At 29.3% G+C, this 17479-nt stretch carries 15 protein-coding genes and 1 pseudogene; 14 read left to right on the top strand and 2 right to left on the bottom strand.

Going from position 1 to position 17479, the window contains the following annotated elements:
• The first annotated feature begins 84 nt into the window (after positions 1–84).
• The 3 genes from DG508_RS13015 (at position 85) to DG508_RS13005 (ending at position 3232) form a co-directional block, all read left to right on the top strand.
• Positions 85–279 (top strand): hypothetical protein, encoded by a 195-nt coding sequence (locus DG508_RS13015; protein ID WP_159090813.1) that lies wholly within the window; start codon positions 85–87, stop codon positions 277–279.
• A gap of 464 nt (positions 280–743) precedes the next feature.
• On the top strand, positions 744–2630 hold the full coding sequence (locus tag DG508_RS13010; protein ID WP_108868558.1) for a leucine-rich repeat domain-containing protein: 1887 nt from the start codon (positions 744–746) through the stop codon (positions 2628–2630).
• A gap of 155 nt (positions 2631–2785) precedes the next feature.
• Positions 2786–3232, top strand: a complete 447-nt coding sequence (locus DG508_RS13005; RefSeq protein ID WP_108868557.1) for a DUF1572 family protein — start codon at positions 2786–2788, stop codon at positions 3230–3232.
• A 328-nt stretch (positions 3233–3560) separates the two neighbouring features.
• On the opposite strand, the gene DG508_RS12995 is transcribed toward DG508_RS13005, so the two are convergent.
• Together DG508_RS12995 and DG508_RS12990 are read right to left on the bottom strand one after the other, a co-directional pair.
• Complete coding sequence (locus tag DG508_RS12995) at positions 3561–4130, bottom strand: TetR/AcrR family transcriptional regulator (RefSeq protein ID WP_108868555.1); 570 nt, start codon at positions 4128–4130, stop codon at positions 3561–3563.
• A gap of 82 nt (positions 4131–4212) precedes the next feature.
• On the bottom strand, positions 4213–4968 hold the full coding sequence (locus DG508_RS12990) for an SDR family NAD(P)-dependent oxidoreductase (RefSeq protein ID WP_108868554.1): 756 nt from the start codon (positions 4966–4968) through the stop codon (positions 4213–4215).
• A gap of 267 nt (positions 4969–5235) precedes the next feature.
• On the opposite strand from DG508_RS12990, the gene DG508_RS12985 reads away from it, so the two are divergent.
• The 11 genes and pseudogenes from DG508_RS12985 to DG508_RS12940 all read left to right on the top strand — a co-directional run bounded on the left by DG508_RS12985 (position 5236) and on the right by DG508_RS12940 (position 17410).
• On the top strand, positions 5236–6543 hold the full coding sequence (locus DG508_RS12985; RefSeq protein ID WP_108868553.1) for a short-chain dehydrogenase: 1308 nt from the start codon (positions 5236–5238) through the stop codon (positions 6541–6543).
• 64 nt (positions 6544–6607) lie between these two features.
• Positions 6608–7123, top strand: a pseudogene (locus DG508_RS12980) (LysE family translocator); the annotation flags it as partial.
• 533 nt (positions 7124–7656) lie between these two features.
• On the top strand, positions 7657–8730 hold the full coding sequence (locus tag DG508_RS21190; protein ID WP_199912784.1) for a hypothetical protein: 1074 nt from the start codon (positions 7657–7659) through the stop codon (positions 8728–8730).
• Between the two features lie 91 nt (positions 8731–8821).
• Entirely contained in the window at positions 8822–9376 is a 555-nt protein-coding gene (locus tag DG508_RS12975; protein WP_108868551.1) for a hypothetical protein, read from the top strand.
• A gap of 100 nt (positions 9377–9476) precedes the next feature.
• A complete protein-coding gene (locus DG508_RS12970; RefSeq protein WP_108868550.1) occupies positions 9477–10088 on the top strand; it encodes a MarC family protein in 612 nt (203 codons plus the stop codon).
• An 85-nt stretch (positions 10089–10173) separates the two neighbouring features.
• Complete coding sequence (locus tag DG508_RS12965; RefSeq protein WP_108868549.1) at positions 10174–10983, top strand: LytR/AlgR family response regulator transcription factor; 810 nt, start codon at positions 10174–10176, stop codon at positions 10981–10983.
• 94 nt (positions 10984–11077) lie between these two features.
• On the top strand, positions 11078–12274 hold the full coding sequence (locus DG508_RS12960) for a dioxygenase family protein (protein ID WP_108868548.1): 1197 nt from the start codon (positions 11078–11080) through the stop codon (positions 12272–12274).
• Positions 12275–12521: 247 nt separating this feature from the next.
• Complete coding sequence (locus tag DG508_RS12955; protein WP_108868547.1) at positions 12522–13103, top strand: Crp/Fnr family transcriptional regulator; 582 nt, start codon at positions 12522–12524, stop codon at positions 13101–13103.
• 55 nt (positions 13104–13158) lie between these two features.
• Positions 13159–13770 (top strand): hypothetical protein, encoded by a 612-nt coding sequence (locus DG508_RS12950; protein ID WP_108868546.1) that lies wholly within the window; start codon positions 13159–13161, stop codon positions 13768–13770.
• Positions 13771–13779: 9 nt separating this feature from the next.
• Positions 13780–14265: a pyridoxamine 5'-phosphate oxidase gene (locus DG508_RS12945; protein ID WP_108868545.1), complete on the top strand. Its 486-nt coding sequence runs from the start codon at positions 13780–13782 to the stop codon at positions 14263–14265.
• A gap of 340 nt (positions 14266–14605) precedes the next feature.
• Complete coding sequence (locus DG508_RS12940) at positions 14606–17410, top strand: bifunctional aconitate hydratase 2/2-methylisocitrate dehydratase (protein ID WP_108868544.1); 2805 nt, start codon at positions 14606–14608, stop codon at positions 17408–17410.
• Positions 17411–17479 lie beyond the last annotated feature (69 nt).

Raw genomic sequence — 17479 nt, 5'->3', positions numbered from 1 at the left:
TGTTAAAAGCACATCGTTTACACTTTTTAAGGTATAATTTGAAAGAAAAATCAAATTATCATGCCTCAGAAAACTACCACAACTATGGAACAGAAAATTGAACTTATCTGTGAATGGCGAACAGAAAAATATACCATCATAGAATTATGTAAAAGTTTTGGAAGTACAAATCTTAACAATCTTGGTTTAAAATATATTTTTGAAAACATAGGTATTGAAAATCTAGATCTACAGGATACTAATATTACCAACAATGAATTGAATATTTATCACAACTAAAAAAGCTTAAATATTTAAGCTTTAAAGAAAATGAACAGTTAAATAATACTTGTGTTAAGTACTTAAATATGCTTCAGAGTTTAATTAATTTACAAATCCATGAAACAAGTATAAATAAATTGCCTGAATGTACTATTTTGATCAAAGGCAAAGCTGAATTTTTTAAATGGGGAAATTATATGGAAAAAATAAAAAGTATCTAACAAAACCTAAAAAACATTGCTTACGGATTTTCCCAATTGATAAAATACTAGCAAAATTCCAAGTTCAGGTGCTTTTTTGAAACACCGTTTGTTTTCTCCACCAGATGGAAGAAGAAAATTCCTTAGCTTTGGATAAACAAACTAAACATAACACTTCGTAAACTCCATTGATTAAATAGTTTGCTTTCGCTAGCGCTATACAAACAATTTAATCAACGACGCTAAGATTGAGTTTACTACCACGTTGGTTGTAATTGAAGAATGAACCAAATAATAAAAAAAATAGAAAAAAAATTAAGCATAACACTTGAACCTTATCAATACAGAGAGCGAGAAGAAAATGCTTATGAAATTCGTCAAGGAAAAATTCACGAATTATACCTAAATGATGTTGAAATTGAATCTTTTGAAGAAATAAAAGAAATCTATGGTCTTACCATTAAAAATTCAAGAGTTCGAAGCTTGTCTGAATTATTGAAATTAAATGTATATCGTTTAACAATAGAAAATATAATTTTCAACAACATTGATCATCCAATAACCGTCAACGACACTTTACTTAACTTTAGAATTGAAAGCACCTATTTTAACGCTAAGTCTTTAAGTAAGTGCACTAGTTTAAAATTTGCTTTTTTCTACGATTGTAAAATTGAAAATGTATATGAAATAAGTTGTTTTCCAAAACTACATCAACTTCATTTTAGAAATATAGAATTTGGTAAAATAGGAATCGTAGATTCGACCCCAGCTGAAAACCATAGCATTTTTGATATTTCAGATATGACATTTGAAAATATTAATTTTTTCCTTCCATTTGTTAATATCAAAAACCTTAGAATCTCTAATTGTCATATTAAATCAATTAGCAGTTTACACAAATTTAAAAAGCTTCAACGATTTGAAATCGATTCAGATTCAACAATAGAAAATACTGAATTTACAAAACATAATCATCAAAATATCTGTTGTGAAATCACTCAAGGTAAGCAACCTATTGATTTACAAAAGCTCTTTCCGATTATAAACTATATTGATAAGCTAAGTTTTCACTCTTTTAAAGAAAGTAAATTATATTTTATAGAAAATTTCACAAAAGTAACTTCATTGATATTTGAAAAATCCGATATTTATTTAGATGCATTTTTACCTATTGCCTCACAGATTGAAACGTTAAGCATACAAGATTCATCCTTTAAAGAAACCAAACATTTAAAGGAATTTACAAAATTGTCAACGATTGAAACAAATTCTGATGATCTAGGTATACAAAGTTTAAAAGAATTATTTCCGCTTAAAAAACAATTAAAATCACTGGTTTCTTGGGACGAAGAATTCAAAGACTTAGAATATATTAATGAATTTTCGGCATTAGAGTATTTGCAAATTGGAAGTGTGGAAATTTCTGCTGCAATTCAGATCTTAAAGCTAATACATTTAAAACACTTATATCTCTATGTTGACTTGGGAGAAGATGACAATAAAGAAAACCTTGTTTTAGATTTAAAGAATCTCACCAAATTAGAGAGTCTTAACATTTCATATGAACAAGTAAATGCTACAGGATATGAATATTTGAAACAATTAAAATCACTCAAAATAGAATATGGAATTAACGTAATAAATTCATTTCCGAGAATGGAAAGTTTGGAGCGATTAAATATTGAAGGAGAAGGAAGAATTGATATTTCTTTAGAACAATTTCCGAATTTGAGGGAGTTGAAAGTAGAAGGATTAGATGTAAATCTCTCACTGAACCTACCAAGGTTAGAAATTTTAGAAATCCCAAATATTAACAATATTGATTTTCAAGTAGAAATGCCAAATCTTAAAAGATTATATCTTCCAAAAACTAATAACTTTTTAGAAATTTTCAAAAAAACTCCAAACATAACACATTTAGACTTTGAAGAATTTGAACAGGATGATTTAACGGTTTTAAAACCATTAAAAAAATTAGAATACTTGAACCTATTAAGAGGAACTGTTTCTGATATTAGAATTTTAAATTCTTTACCACGTTTAAAAGAAGTAAATCTTTCTGGTCTAAAACATCTTGAATATCAACTAAAAGAATCGAAGACAGCTGTATATTACTGGATAAATCGGAGACATTTTTTCGTTTACAAAGAAGATGATTTATGGATTTAAAAATAGAAAACTACAGACACAATGTGTAAAAATGTATTAAAATATATTTTACACTAGTCGGTAGCAGTAATTTACTTATCAGATTCTGAATAATTCCTAGAACTAAGGAGAAAAAATGAATCTAGAGTATTAATGAAAATTGATAGACTTAACAAATGAAAAAAAACGAATTAATTACCTTTTTTGAAAGTGAACTAAACAAGTTAATAACTGAAATAGAACTTTATAAGAATGAAGAAAATATTTGGAGAATCGAAAAAAATATTTCTAATTCAGCAGGAAATTTAACGCTACATTTAATTGGAAATCTACATACATTTATTGGAAAAGAAATTGGAAAAACAGACTATGTAAGAAATAGAGGACTTGAATTTACTCAAAGAAATGTTTCAAGAATTGAATTGATTAATAGTATAAATACCACAATAGAAATGGTTAAAAAATCACTGATTTCTATTACAAACGAAGAATTGAAAAACGATTATCCTCTTTTGAAATTCTCTAAAGTAGAAACAAATGAATACTTATTAGTTCATTTGATAAAACATTTGACTTATCATCTCGGACAAATAAATTATCATAGGAGACTAATAGATGAATAAAAACTACCACTAACAATGGTAACCGTTGTGCAAGCCCATAATTTTAAAGAAAACGACTTTATTTTATGTAAGCCTCTCTAAGGAAGCTTTCTTTATTATGTTCCCTATTAAAATATAATTTTCAAGGTCTTATTTGAAAGTTAAAAGTAAAACATATAGATTCAAAGAAAATAGAGGTAGCTATCCCGCTTTGTGCCCTTTTGTTTATAAATTTCAAGTACTTTTTTAGATTATAAGTAATAGCTGATAAATCCATCACTTTATTACTTCTTGTTTGAAAAAATGTCATTAAAATGAACATTTATTTAAACCGTTAGCACGCATTGAGTCAGGCCAACAAAGATAAGGCTAAATCAATAGAATTTGTTAGTTCCTTTTTGTTTGTCTGGATTTTAGAAACGACTAGAATACCATTATAAATTATAAATAAAAAAGATGCTAATGCCTGTAAGTCTTTGCATTCCTTTAATTGACCTGCCATTTGCCCCTTTTTAAGGTATTCATAAAATAAGTTTTCAAAATCAAGTTTATTACCTGATAAAATTTTTAGACAGCTTTCGTCATTAGGGATAAGCTCTGTAGTATTGTTTACTGCAAAACAACCTTTTCTATCTTTATCTAGTATAGCTTCTTTAAAAAGTTCAGAAAACCCCTCTTTAACATTTGGATGGCTTTCAAAAAACTGACAAATTTTATCTATACTTTGCTTACGATAAAGCTCAAAGGATTTTTTAAAAAGTTTTTCCTTATCACCAAAAGTATCATACAAACTTGCACGATTAATACCTAAATAATTGACCAAGTCTTGAATAGAAGTTGCAGAATATCCTTGTTTCCAAAACAAATTCATTGCTTTGGTCAAGACTTCTTTTTCATCAAATAATTTTACCCTAGGCATAGCAAAAAAGTGTGGAAGCGTATTTTTACGCCTCCACAAAATTAGCTTATTGGAATTCTCATTCCTAATATTTACAAAAAAATTACCCTAAAAGTGGATTAATATTAGCACCTCCATCTATATTATACTCACTTCCTGTAATAAAAGAAGCATCATCAGATGCTAAAAACGAAACAAGCTTAGCAATTTCTTCTGGTTGCCCATAACGTTTCAATGGAATACGGTTTTGCATAGCTTCACCAAGACCTTTTAATTGTTCTTCTTCTAAGCCAGTTTTTTCAAATATCGGTGTGGCAATTGGACCTGGATTTACAGAATTAATTCGGATATTTCTAGGTGCTAGTTCTGTGGCTGCCGTACGTGTGTAAGAGTTTAATGCAGCTTTTGTTGCAGCATAAACTGCAGTATTTGGCATTCCTGTATACGCATTTATCGATGACAAATTAATAATTGCCCCACCATCATTAAAAATAGGAAGAAATTTTTCTGTTGTAAATACAGCTCCTTTAAAATTTATTGAAATTTGATTATCAAACAACTCTTCACTTATTTGACCAATTGGAGCAGGTTGAAAAACACCAGCATTGACAAACAAAACGTCTATTTTTCCAAAATCATTTTTTACTTGTTCTACCAAATCTTCAATAGCAGAAATACTTTTAACATCTGCTACAATACCTGTAACACCAAGTTCTTCGGCAGCTACTTGAACTTTCTCAGAATTTCTTCCTGTGATTACTACTGTTGCACCTTGACTTATGAATTCTTTGGCAGAAGCATAACCAATACCACTATTACCTCCTGTAACAATGGCTATTTTTCCATTTAATTTATTCATTATACTAGTTTCGTATTAGTTAATAATAACAGAACGATTGTTCCGTTTACGAATGTACGAATAACAGAATGTTTATTCCAAATAAAATATACTCTTATTAAGCAAAAAAAGAAACCTGTGCTAACATTCTATAAAAACAATAGTAAGTAACAAGTTTATTGAAATGTTGAAGCAATTAACTAACTTGGTAGCAGTTTGAAAGTGCAATACTTTTAAGCCACCACCATATTTATATGTACTGTTAGTAAACATTAGTCTAAATCAAAAATGAAAAATATAATTTTAGCTTTCCTATTAACCCTAATTTTAAGTTGTTCAGACGATAAAAAAACAGATAAAGAATTACTAGAAAAAGACAAAAAGGAACTAGTTGAAAACTTAGATTCTTATAAAATTGCTATTTACAAATTTGGAAAAATACTAATTAGAGCTTCCGCAGAAAAAAATACCATCTCACCAGAATTTCAATCTTTTAAATCTGACCTTGATAAAATTTTTAATAAAGTAGTTAAATATGATGTAAAGAATACAGAAAGTTTATCTGTGTTAGATTACATATCAATTTATCGCGATTATAAAAAAATGGAAGATTTTATAATGAAGACTGATGAAGATATTTTTCCAACTTTAATAGATGCTTTCAATATGACTTATGGAGATTCTATTAGCAAACAAAGAGAATACCTAAAAGGAAAAGAAAAAGTATATGTTCAAAATATAGAACATGCTGTGTTAAGTGCTATTGTAATTTTAAGTAAGGATTTAGGAAAAGAAGTGTCTCTTTATGAATGCTCTAAAACACATCCAGAATTACTGCCAGATTCTGAAATAAAAACATTATTACAATACTTCAGAGGATTTTTATTTTTTGAAAAGGGCCTCTATTATTTATCCGAAGATGAAATTTCAAGAAACATAGATTGGTTAAACAATAATAAAGGAGTAGACTTACCGTATACAAGAGCTATGTTTCAATGGGGTAACCTCAATAATGAGCAGACTTATATAGGTTTTCATTCTTTAAATCATTTATTCAGAGGGTTTGACAGGTTAATGATGGAAAGAGAAATTGATGAAAAGCGTGCCCTGGAAGATTTTGAAATGTTTTTAAAAGATACTAAAGAAATTGGTTTAGATAATGAAATTGTATGGTCTATTGAAACCTATTTATATTTAAAGAATGAGGAAAGCGAAAAAGCTATTACTGCTTTAACCAAATTAAGGACTAGTAAATTACTTTCTTATGGAGATAAAGAAAAAATAGACGAGTCTATAGAATATGTAAAGAACAGAAAGCCAGGAAAAGTACTTAATGGATTCTACGATAAATACTTTTTAAGTAAAATAGCCACAAAATATATGTTTTCGATTTTATCTAAAGTAGATTGGAAAAAAGTAATGAAAGAACAGAATATACCTCATACCGAAGAAATTTTTGAAACCATTGATAATCTACAGGATTTCTTGGAAAATTTGGAGAAATACTCTAGTACAGAAAATTTAAAGAAAACTGGGGATGAGATAAAAAATAAAGGAAAAAGCCTCTGGAACAAAGCAAAAGAATTAGCAGAATGATTGTAATATTAGACAACCGTGTAAATTGGTGACAATTAAATAACCACCTCAAGGAAAAAAAGCAGGAACGTTATCTGCTTTAGGAATTGCTACTGGAGCTCTTGTTCATTGCCTTTTTGCTGCATTAGGGCTTTCTGCAATTCTTGCTAAATCTGCATTAGCTTTTGAAATTGTAAAATATGTGGGTGCTACCTACCTAATTTACTTAGGAATAAAAATGTTGATTTCAAAAACAAATGAAAATTTTGAACTAAAAAATAATAATGGACGAGTAAATTATAAGAGAATATATTTTTCTGGAATTTTAACAAACGTACTAAATCCTAAAGTAGCTTTGTTTTTTCTTGCTTTTTTACCTCAATTTATCAACCCTGAATATTCACAAAGTTTTCTTCCTTTTTTAATTTTAGGTTTGACTTTTGTTACAACTGGGACAATTTGGTGTTTAACTTTGGTAATGTTCTCATCTAAACTGTCTGATACAATAAGAAAAAATTATATAATAAAAAAATGGCTAGATAAAACAACTGGAGGAATCTTTATTGCTCTAGGAATTAAATTGGCATTGACAAAAAAGTAGCTATTGCAACAAAAAAACTTATGTAAAGCCTTTTCTTAATCTTAGGTTATAAAATACGATATTTTTTATTTCATAATAATGGTGATTTTAGAGTGTTAGAATATTGGCAAAGCCATTAAATCATTGTCAATATTTCAATACTCACCCCTTGTTAACTCTGCACCCTATATGTGTATCTACTTCAGAGAATCCACCAACATCTCTATGATTATAATTGGCAAACAAGACAACTTGCTATAACACGTCATAACTTTTATAAAGTTCTACCACTTACATTCATAAACCTCATGTAAAACTACATAATTTGTTTCTTTATAAGTACTATAACTTCAACTGACTTTGCCATACTGCCAACTCATAGATTATAGTTACCGTTCAAGCGACCCTCATTATAAATTAATTACTAGTACTAATCTACTCACTAAAAGATTTTAAAATTTTGTATTCAATTTGTATTTGTTAAATTTAGTGTTTAAACCACTCAACTAATCTTATGCATCAATAGTCTCTATATTTAAACAATGAATATCAAAATGAATAAAGTAATCTTTATTATACTAAGCATTTTTTCAACTACTCTTTTTGGACAAGAAATTCATGAAGCTATAGCTAAACAAATAAGAATGTATGAAAAAACAATGTATGAAACGAGTTCTGAAGTTTTTAAAAAACAAAAGTATTATTCAAAATTAGATAAGGATTATACGTTTCCTTGGATAGAGAAAAAGCATACTCCAGAACAATTAAAAAGTGCTCTGGACACAATAGCAAAAAATGCAAAAATTGAAATTAAATATAAAGGATTTTCAAATTTAATTCTTGAATTAAATACGTCTTTTCCTGCTTATATAAATAAAAAGGTACTTGATCTTTTTGAATTAAAAATCAACACCTATCAAATTAAAAATTCAAATGATACAAGTATTAAAATAGATAAAGATGGTAGTACTAACTTTAGTTTAAAATTTTCATCTAGATATAAAAACGGAAAATCGCATTCTTATAATTCGAAAACTATAAAAAAATCTTTCAATATCCTTTCTAAAAAGAACCAAGAAAAATTAAAAGGTAAAGTATTATTTAGAAGTAGTATTACCCTAGATTATGATTATGTGAAAATTGATAAATCAAATATAGGAGCATCTTTTCATATTGGAAGATTTGATTTTAAAATAATAGATTTTTTTGATAATAAGGTGGTTTTAGATTTTAAACAAAATATTGATGGTGTAAAATTTTCCTTTGTAAATGTTAATGATGAAGGATATAAAATTTCTCAAATTCCATACTTCAATTTTCAAAAATTAAAAATAAAAGACAGTAACAACACTTCTGATGCCTCTTCTATACCAGAAAGAATTCAGGCAATATATAAGGCCAATTATGATTTATTTAAATCTAAACCTGATTTATCTTTTAATGAATATAAAAAAAATGTACATGGTAAATTTATAGAAATTTTAAAATCAAAAAATCAAAAAGAAACGATAGAAAAAGTATGGGGAAAGGAATATGTAATGTTTGTAACAACCGATAGAGTACAAAACTTATTTCTATACATGCCAAAAAATAGTGTACAAAAAGAATTTGAATTAAAAATTAAATAAATTTTAAGTGCTAAATCAAAAGGAAAATCTAAATATTATATTCCTGGAGAAAAAAGGGAATTTAGGGAAACAGATGAACAACCTCTTATAAATGAATAAACAAGAAATCGAGAATAAAATTAATTGGGATGAATATGGGATCGGGTATGTAAATATTTATGTTACAATTTTTGATAAAGAAATTGAATTTGAATTATTCTCACAAGATGATAAGAATCCAAGCATTTCTGATACGATGTTTACAACAATTGAAGATGTATTGAATTTACCAACCCTTTCAATTGAAAAAATTAAGGACTTACTCTGGGAAGAATGTAACTTCTCTTTTACCGTTGCAGATTATGGATGTGAGCCAAAAGATGGAGAAACAATAAAAGAAGCTCATTTTAGAGAATTTGAACTAAACGACAAACAAGATGCTCTTGCAAAAAGTAATGTAAAGGGAATTCAAATTCATTATGAAAGTGATAAACTTGATGGAAGATATGCTGAAATTAAAGTCGAAACAGCTACTGATAATTTAATCAGTATAATCATCAAAAACGGAAAAATCATTGATTATGACGATGATGGAACTCATGTAGGCATGTTTGAAAAAGATGAAAAAAATGCTCACAATAATAGGATAAAAGTACTGAATGGGTAACATAATATATCGTTTTGACTAGCTTACCGCTTTCTACTCCCCTACTTGGTATATACTCAATATCAATTATGTATCTTACCAAATATTAAAAATATAAATTATGGAAAACTTAATTAGTTATGGGTTAACAGTATTCATGGGTTTCTTTGCTATTATGAATCCAATAGCTAATACCCCAATTTTCTTAGGACTTGTAGAAGGAGAAAATAAAGAAAAGAAAAAAAAGATTGCCAAAACAGCTTCAATTACAGCATTTATTATCGTCGTAGCTTTTATTATTGCTGGAAAATATATCTTTCAATTATTTGGAATTACAATCCCTGCTTTTAAAATAACTGGAGGAATACTAATATTTTATGTTGGGTTTGAAATGCTAATGTCTAAGAAGTCTAAAGTACATAATAATGCAGATTCAGAAGATAGAAGTAACCTTGCTATTTCCCCTTTGGCCATTCCTATTCTAGCAGGCCCAGGAACTATTGTAACGGCAATGAATTTTGTTACTAATGCTACATACATTCATATTGCAATTGTAATATCGGTCTTTGCGATAATGATCTTTCTAACTTATCTAACTTTTTCTTTAAGTGATTTGATAGTAAAAAAAATAGGAGATAACTTAATATCTGTAATTGGTAAGTTAATGGGATTAATTCTTGCCATAATTGGAACAGGAATGGTTACTGAAGGAATTAAGCTTACATTCAAGTAACAATAATACAACAAGAACAAACTAAGCTAATCACTAGACTTTATAACCCCATTGCCGAGAGGTAGATAGCAACTTAAAAAAAATAATGAGAACTCAGGAACTTTATAAAACAAACAGTAAGCTCTTAAATTCAAGTTTTAGTTTATTAGTTCTCTTCTGCATTATATTATATGGTTTGGCCATTTTTCAAGACTATGTTTTCTCTAAAATTCAAATTACTGGCTTTTATTGGTCAGATACAATGCTCTACAATACATATTGGCTTTTATTTATTCCATTTATTAAAATTGCCAATTCTTTTTACGATAAAATTCAACCCAAATCAACAACAAACAAAATATTTTATGCTTTATGTACAGGTTTTGTATTTAGCTTATTACATATATTTCTTTTCACTTCGGTTTTTATTTTAGCAAGTAATATCATTTTTCCAGTTCCACATCGATTTTCTAGAATATTTAAAAATGCTATTTCAAATCAATTATATATAACAATTATTGCATATTTATTTAGCCCTTTCATTTTTGATTACCTTAAAAGAAAAGCACAAATTACAATTCAAAAAAACATTAAAACCCTAACCGTTAAAAATGGAGTCCGACGAATAAAGATTGATATTTCTACCGTTCTATTTATTAAAACAGATAGACCCTACACAATGATATACGCTAATAATCAAAAATTCTTACACGATGAGAGCTTAAAAAAGCTTGAAAAATTATTAGATCCTCAAACCTTTATAAGAGTACATCGCTCAGTAATTGCCAATAAAAATCACATTACAGAATTAAAATCACGAAAGAATGGTGATTATGATTGCATTTTAACCAATGGCCAATCTATAAGACTTAGTAGACATTATCGTCAAAATTGGAATGAACTCTTAAACCACTAAGCAATAAAAACACTCCTACTAACCTATTTACAAGTAATTACCTTTTTCATACATAAGATTTCTTGGACATTTGATGTTCACTAAAATTAAAATAATGAAAAGAATACTAAACATTGGACTATTTTTTCTATTCCTAATATCATTAACAAGTTGTAATAGTCAGACAAAAAAAGAGGAAACATCTACAAAGAATACTAATAAAATTGTTGGCGGTGGTTGCGATGGTTGTGAATTAATGTATGTTGGAATGCCAAAAAATATTCAATCAGTTGATACAAGTTCTGCATGGAATGAAAAAGGACAAAGGTTACTGGTAACTGGAAAAATACTGGAATTAGATGGAGTTACACCTGCAAATAATGTAATAGTATATTATTGGCAAACAGATAACAATGGCTATTATTCTAATGGTAAAGGAAAAACTAAAAAACACGGGCATATTCGTGGTTGGGTAAAATCAGACAAACAAGGAAACTACTCGATTTATACAATTCGACCAGCTAATTATCCTAATTCAGATATACCTGCACATATTCATTTATCTATTAAAGAACCTGAAATTGATAATGAATACTATATTGATAATTTAGTATTTGCTGATGATATTACATTAACAAGCAATAAAAGAAAGAAGTTCAAAAATCGTGGAGGAAATGGGATTTTAAGAGTGTTAATTGATAAAGAAATGCAAGTTGCAGAGCACAATATTATTTTAGGGCTAAATATTCCAAATTACCCCACATATATAAGTAATAGAATTGAATCTGGGCGAGAAATTGGAGAAGAAGCTCCTTCTTTTACACCCTTTCATGCTTGGGGGCCAGACAAAGGAAAAAAAACTTGCCCTGTTTGTAAATATGGACGTTATCACGGGGTTATCTATTTTGTGGGTAATCACCCTAATTGGAGTGAAATTAAAAAATGGATAACATTTTTAGAGCAAGAAAGTAACAAACGAAAAAAATATTTAAAAGTCTATTTCGTATATGGAAATAAAATTGAGTACAGTAAATCAAATAGACAAATAGAATTAGAGCAACTTGGAAAAGAATTAAAGATTGAAAATACTGCGCTAACTTTTGTTCCCTCATTTTCAGACATCCAATCAGAAGTTCATTTAAATAAGATAAATCCAAAAGTAGAAAATACAATAATCATTTACAGGTATAGAAATATAATTGGAAAATTCATTAATCTAAAACCTACAAGAAAAAACCAAAGTAAAGTATCGGATATGCTGGATAAAACAAAAAATGACTACTTTGAATTACCTGTACCTAAACACAATTAAATAAAAATATACTCTCAACAATACTAAAAACCGTAGAGAACTTACTATAACAATACAGGTCAATGTTTCCATATGGTTTTACTAGATTAAGTATAACCTAAATCATTTGTAAAAATACATTGAACAAAATATCAGTTTTATATTTTATTTCTTATTTTCGGAACTAACCAAACTATTGAACAAAACGTAACAAAAATTGATACAGGTTTATTAAATACTATTGCAAAAATAGAATTCAATTATTACGATGAATAAGGAAGATATAATAAATATAATGAGTGATAAATATGCGCATCTAAATGATGAGTGCAAATTAGAATTTTCAAATTACTCTCAAATATTAACTTTAAAAAAAGGGGAAGTATTAGTCAAAGAAGGCCAAATCTCTGATAAAGCTTATTTTATTGTTGATGGAAGTACAAGAGCATACTACCTAAAAGATGGAAAAGATATTACTGATTGGTTTGCTTTTGAAAATGATTTCATCTGTGCTATAAATAGCTTTTTTCAAAATATTCCAAGTCCACATTATATAGAAGTATTAGAAGAAACTACATTGCTGGTTATATCTAAAGATGATATAATGAAACTATCAGATAAATATCATGATTATGAACGATTAACAAACAGAGTTGCAACCAAAACGATGTTAAAACTTCAGGCGCGAATTGTATCAATGCAGTTTCAAACTGCCGAACAGAAATATCAAAATATTTTGTTAGCCTATCCAAACATTACTCAAAGAGTCTCATTAACTCATTTAGCTTCTTACATTGGTATTACTCTAGAAACATTGAGTAGAATACGAAAGTTAAAAACTCGAATTTGATTTATATCAAATGCTAACTTTAATATTGATTTTACCTTTGTAAACAAAAACAAAGGTGAAACAAATACATTATATCTCTGGAATACTAATTTTTCTTTTTATAAATCTTCATTTATTCAATCACCTTTACGGCCTTTTTGGTGTAGAAGAACATATCGAATTAATGAATACCCTTCGAGTATTTTATAGAAATATAATTGTAGAATCTATACTATTGCTTGCAATTTTAATTCAAGTTATTTCTGGAGTAAAATTATTCTTAATAAAGAAAAAAGTGGCTAAAACATTCTTCGAAAAATTACAACTGTGGAGTGGAGTGTATTTAGCCTTTTTTTTTGTTTTTCACCTTGGTGCAGTATTCATAGGTAGGCTCATTTTAAATTTAGATACAAATGTATATTTTGGAGTAGCGGGATTAAACACATTTCCTCATTATCTGTTTTTTGCTCCCTATTATGGGCTAGCTATAATTTCATTTTTTGGACATATTTCTTCTATTCATAGAATGAAAGTAAAAAGTATTTTATTAGAAGTCAAACCAAGTCAACAAGCATATATAATTCTGTTTTCAGGAATAATATTATCATTTATACTACTATATGGATTAACAAATGGGTTTAATGGAATTGAAATTCCCACAGAATATCATATTGTGATTGGTAAATAAAGAGAAATAATGAATATCGTCACAGAGTGGAAAAGTATAAGAATACATTTTAATAAAAGCTTTAAATCAAGCCTTCATGTATCGATAGCTTCTGTTGATCCTAACAATACCCCAACGATAACACCTATTGGCTCACTTTTTTTAAATGACAACCAGACAGGGTTTTATTTTGAGAAATTTGTTTCAAAACTTCCTATTCATGCAAACATCAATAAAAACATTTGTGTTTTAGGAGTAAACAGTAATTCCCTTTTTTGGATTAAATCTTTATTTAAAGAAAAATTCTCTACTCCACCTGCAATTAAATTATATGGTGAATTAGGAGAGAAAAGAAAAGCAACATCAAAAGAAATAAAAAGGTTGGATAGAAGGATGAAATTAACAAATGGTTTAAAAGGCAATTCTTATTTATGGAAGAAAATGGAGTATGTAAGAGATATAAAGTTTACCAGTGCAGAAAAAATTAATTTAGGTAAAATGACAGCCTCTACCTAAAACCATTAAATGAAACTTGTAGGCTTCTCTATAGCTAAGACAGTTTAAAATTCAAATTTACCAGCTATAACCTAAGATATTTTATTGTTTTGATACTTTCTCTGGTAAAGACATGAATTCTAGAAAAACTCCCCATTTTAAACCTCTATACAGAGGTTTTTCTTTATAACACTCAGAAATAGATTAAATTAAATCTTACTTTAATTAAGTTAGAATAAATGATATTACTTTAAATTAGAAGAATTGTTTATTTTTGTTTTATTGAGAGAATCTAGAGATTTCTCTTTTTGTTTTCTAAAGAGGACTTATAAACCCCTTTAGGTTAAAGAAAAAAATATTTATGAGCAGATACAGTGAATACCTTAAGGAGGTTGAAGAAAGAAAAGATCAAGCGCTTCACCCGAAACCAATTGATGGTTCGGAATTGTTAAGCGAAATCATTGAACAAATCAAAGATGTAAATAATGAACATCGATCAAACTCCATTAACTTATTTATCTACAATGTATTACCAGGAACAACGAGTGCTGCTGGTGTGAAAGCAAAATTTTTAAAAGAAATTATTCTTGGTGAATCTCTCGTAGAAGAAATATCACCTTCATTTGCCTTTGAACAGCTATCTCACATGAAAGGGGGACCTTCTATTGGTGTGCTTCTCGATCTTGCATTGGGTGACAATACTGCTATCGCAGAAGAAGCTGCCAAGATTTTGAAGACACAGGTTTTTCTCTATGAAGCAGATATGGATCGTTTGGAAGAGGCTTTTAAAAAGGATAACAAAATAGCTAAAGATATTATTGAAAGTTATGCTAAAGCTGATTTTTTCACCAAACTTCCAGAGGTAGATGAAGAGATTAAAGTAGTCACTTTTATTGCTGGTGTAGGAGATATTTCTACAGATTTACTTTCTCCTGGTAGTGATGCTCACTCTAGATCAGACCGTGAACTACATGGTAAATGTTTATTTGAACATAACGAAGATCGACAAAAAGAACTTTTGGCGCTTCAAGAAAAACACCCTGACAAATCAGTTATGCTAATTGCTGAAAAAGGTACTATGGGGGTAGGTTCTTCAAGAATGTCTGGTGTAAATAACGTAGCACTTTGGACCGGTAAACAAGCAAGTCCATATGTACCATTTATCAACATTGCTCCAGTAGTTGCTGGTACAAACGGTATTTCACCTATTTTTCTTACTACTGTTGGTGTAACAGGTGGTATTGGTCTAGATCTCAAAAACTGGGTAAAAAAGTATGATGCAGATGGTAACCTCTTAGTAGATGAAGATGAAGAACCGATTCTTGAGCAAACATACTCGGTCGATACGGGTACTGTACTTACAATCAATACGAAAACAAAGAAGCTCTACAATGGTGATCAGGAGTTAATTGATATTTCTTCAGCGCTTACTCCACAGAAAATGGAATTTATGAGAGCTGGAGGATCCTATGCAATCGTATTTGGTAAAAAATTACAAGCGTTTGCAGCTAAAACATTAGGTATCGCTATTTCACCAGTATTTGCAACATCTAAAGAAGTTTCTCATGAAGGGCAAGGACTTACTGCTGTAGAAAAAATATTTAATAAAAATGCCGTTGGAACTTCTGGAGCAACATTACACGCTGGCTCGTATGTACGAGTTGAAGTAAATATTGTAGGTTCCCAAGATACAACAGGGCTTATGACTTCTCAAGAACTAGAAATGATGGCTGCAACTGTAATTTCCCCCATAGTAGATGGTGGTTATCAATCAGGTTGTCATACAGCCTCAGTATGGGATTTTAAATCTCAAGAAAATATACCAAAGTTAATGAAGTTTATGAATGACTTTGGGCTTATTACCGCTCGTCATCCCGAACACAAATATCATCCAATGACCGATGTTATACACAAGGTACTTAATGATATTACTATAGATGATTGGGCTATAATCATTGGTGGTGACTCTCATACAAGAATGTCAAAAGGTGTAGCTTTTGGAGCAGACTCGGGTACAGTAGCACTTGCATTGGCAACAGGAGAAGCATCTATGCCTATTCCAGAATCAGTAAAAGTGACTTTCAAAGGAGAAATGAAAGACTACATGGATTTTCGTGATGTAGTTCATGCAACCCAATCTCAAATGCTTAAAGAGTTTGGTGGAGAAAATGTATTTCAAGGTAAAATTATTGAAGTACATATTGGAACACTACCTTCTGATCAAGCCTTTACCTTTACAGATTGGACAGCAGAGATGAAAGCTAAAGCTTCTATTTGTATCTCTCAAGATGATACCCTAATCGAATCCCTAGAAATAGCCAAAGGTAGGATTCAAATCATGATCGATAAGGGTATGGACAACGAGAAACAAGTACTTCAAGGACTTATAGATAAAGCCAATAAAAGAATCGATCAAATTAAATCAGGAGAAAAACCTGCGTTAACTCCTGACGACAATGCTAAATATTATGCAGAATTTGTAGTTGACCTGGATATCATTGATGAACCAATGATTGCTGATCCAGATGTACATAATGAGGATGTATCTAAACGATATACACATGATACCATTCGAGAGCTTACCTACTACGAAGGTAAGAAAAAGGTAGATTTAGGTTTTGTAGGTTCTTGCATGGTTCACAAAGGTGATATTAAGATTGTTTCCAAAATACTTAAAAACCTAGAAGAAAGACATGGTAAGGTTGAGTTCAGAGCTCCTTTGGTAGTAACAGCTCCTACCTATAATATCATTGATGAACTCAAAGAAGAAAAAGATTGGGAAGTACTTCAAAAATATTCTGGTTTTGAGTTTGATGATACTGCTCCTAAAAGCAGTGCGCGTACAGAATATGACAATATACTATATCTAGAAAGACCTGGTTGTAACCTATGTATGGGTAATCAGGAAAAAGCAGAAAAAGGTGATACTGTAATGGCCACTTCTACACGTCTGTTTCAAGGCCGTGTTGTAGCAGATACAGATCGCAAGAAAGGAGAATCATTACTAGCATCTACACCAGTCGTAGTTCTTTCAGCTATTCTTGGAAGAACCCCTACAATTGAAGAGTATAGAGCTGCAGTAAAAGATATCAAATTAACACAATTTGCGCCTCCTCTCAAGAAATTAACTTCGAAGCCATTACCGCCACATAAGATTTCTTATTAATTTTTTAAATATTGAAGTGATTTAATTTTTTTGATACTATCGAAAAAGTTAAATCACTTTAATACTAAG

The sequence above is a fragment of the Aquimarina aquimarini genome (genome assembly GCF_900299535.1).
In the GTDB taxonomy this organism is placed as follows: domain Bacteria; phylum Bacteroidota; class Bacteroidia; order Flavobacteriales; family Flavobacteriaceae; genus Aquimarina; species Aquimarina aquimarini.
The sequence above is the reverse complement of the archived record's forward strand: the minus strand, read 5'-3'. Positions and strand labels throughout refer to the sequence as shown.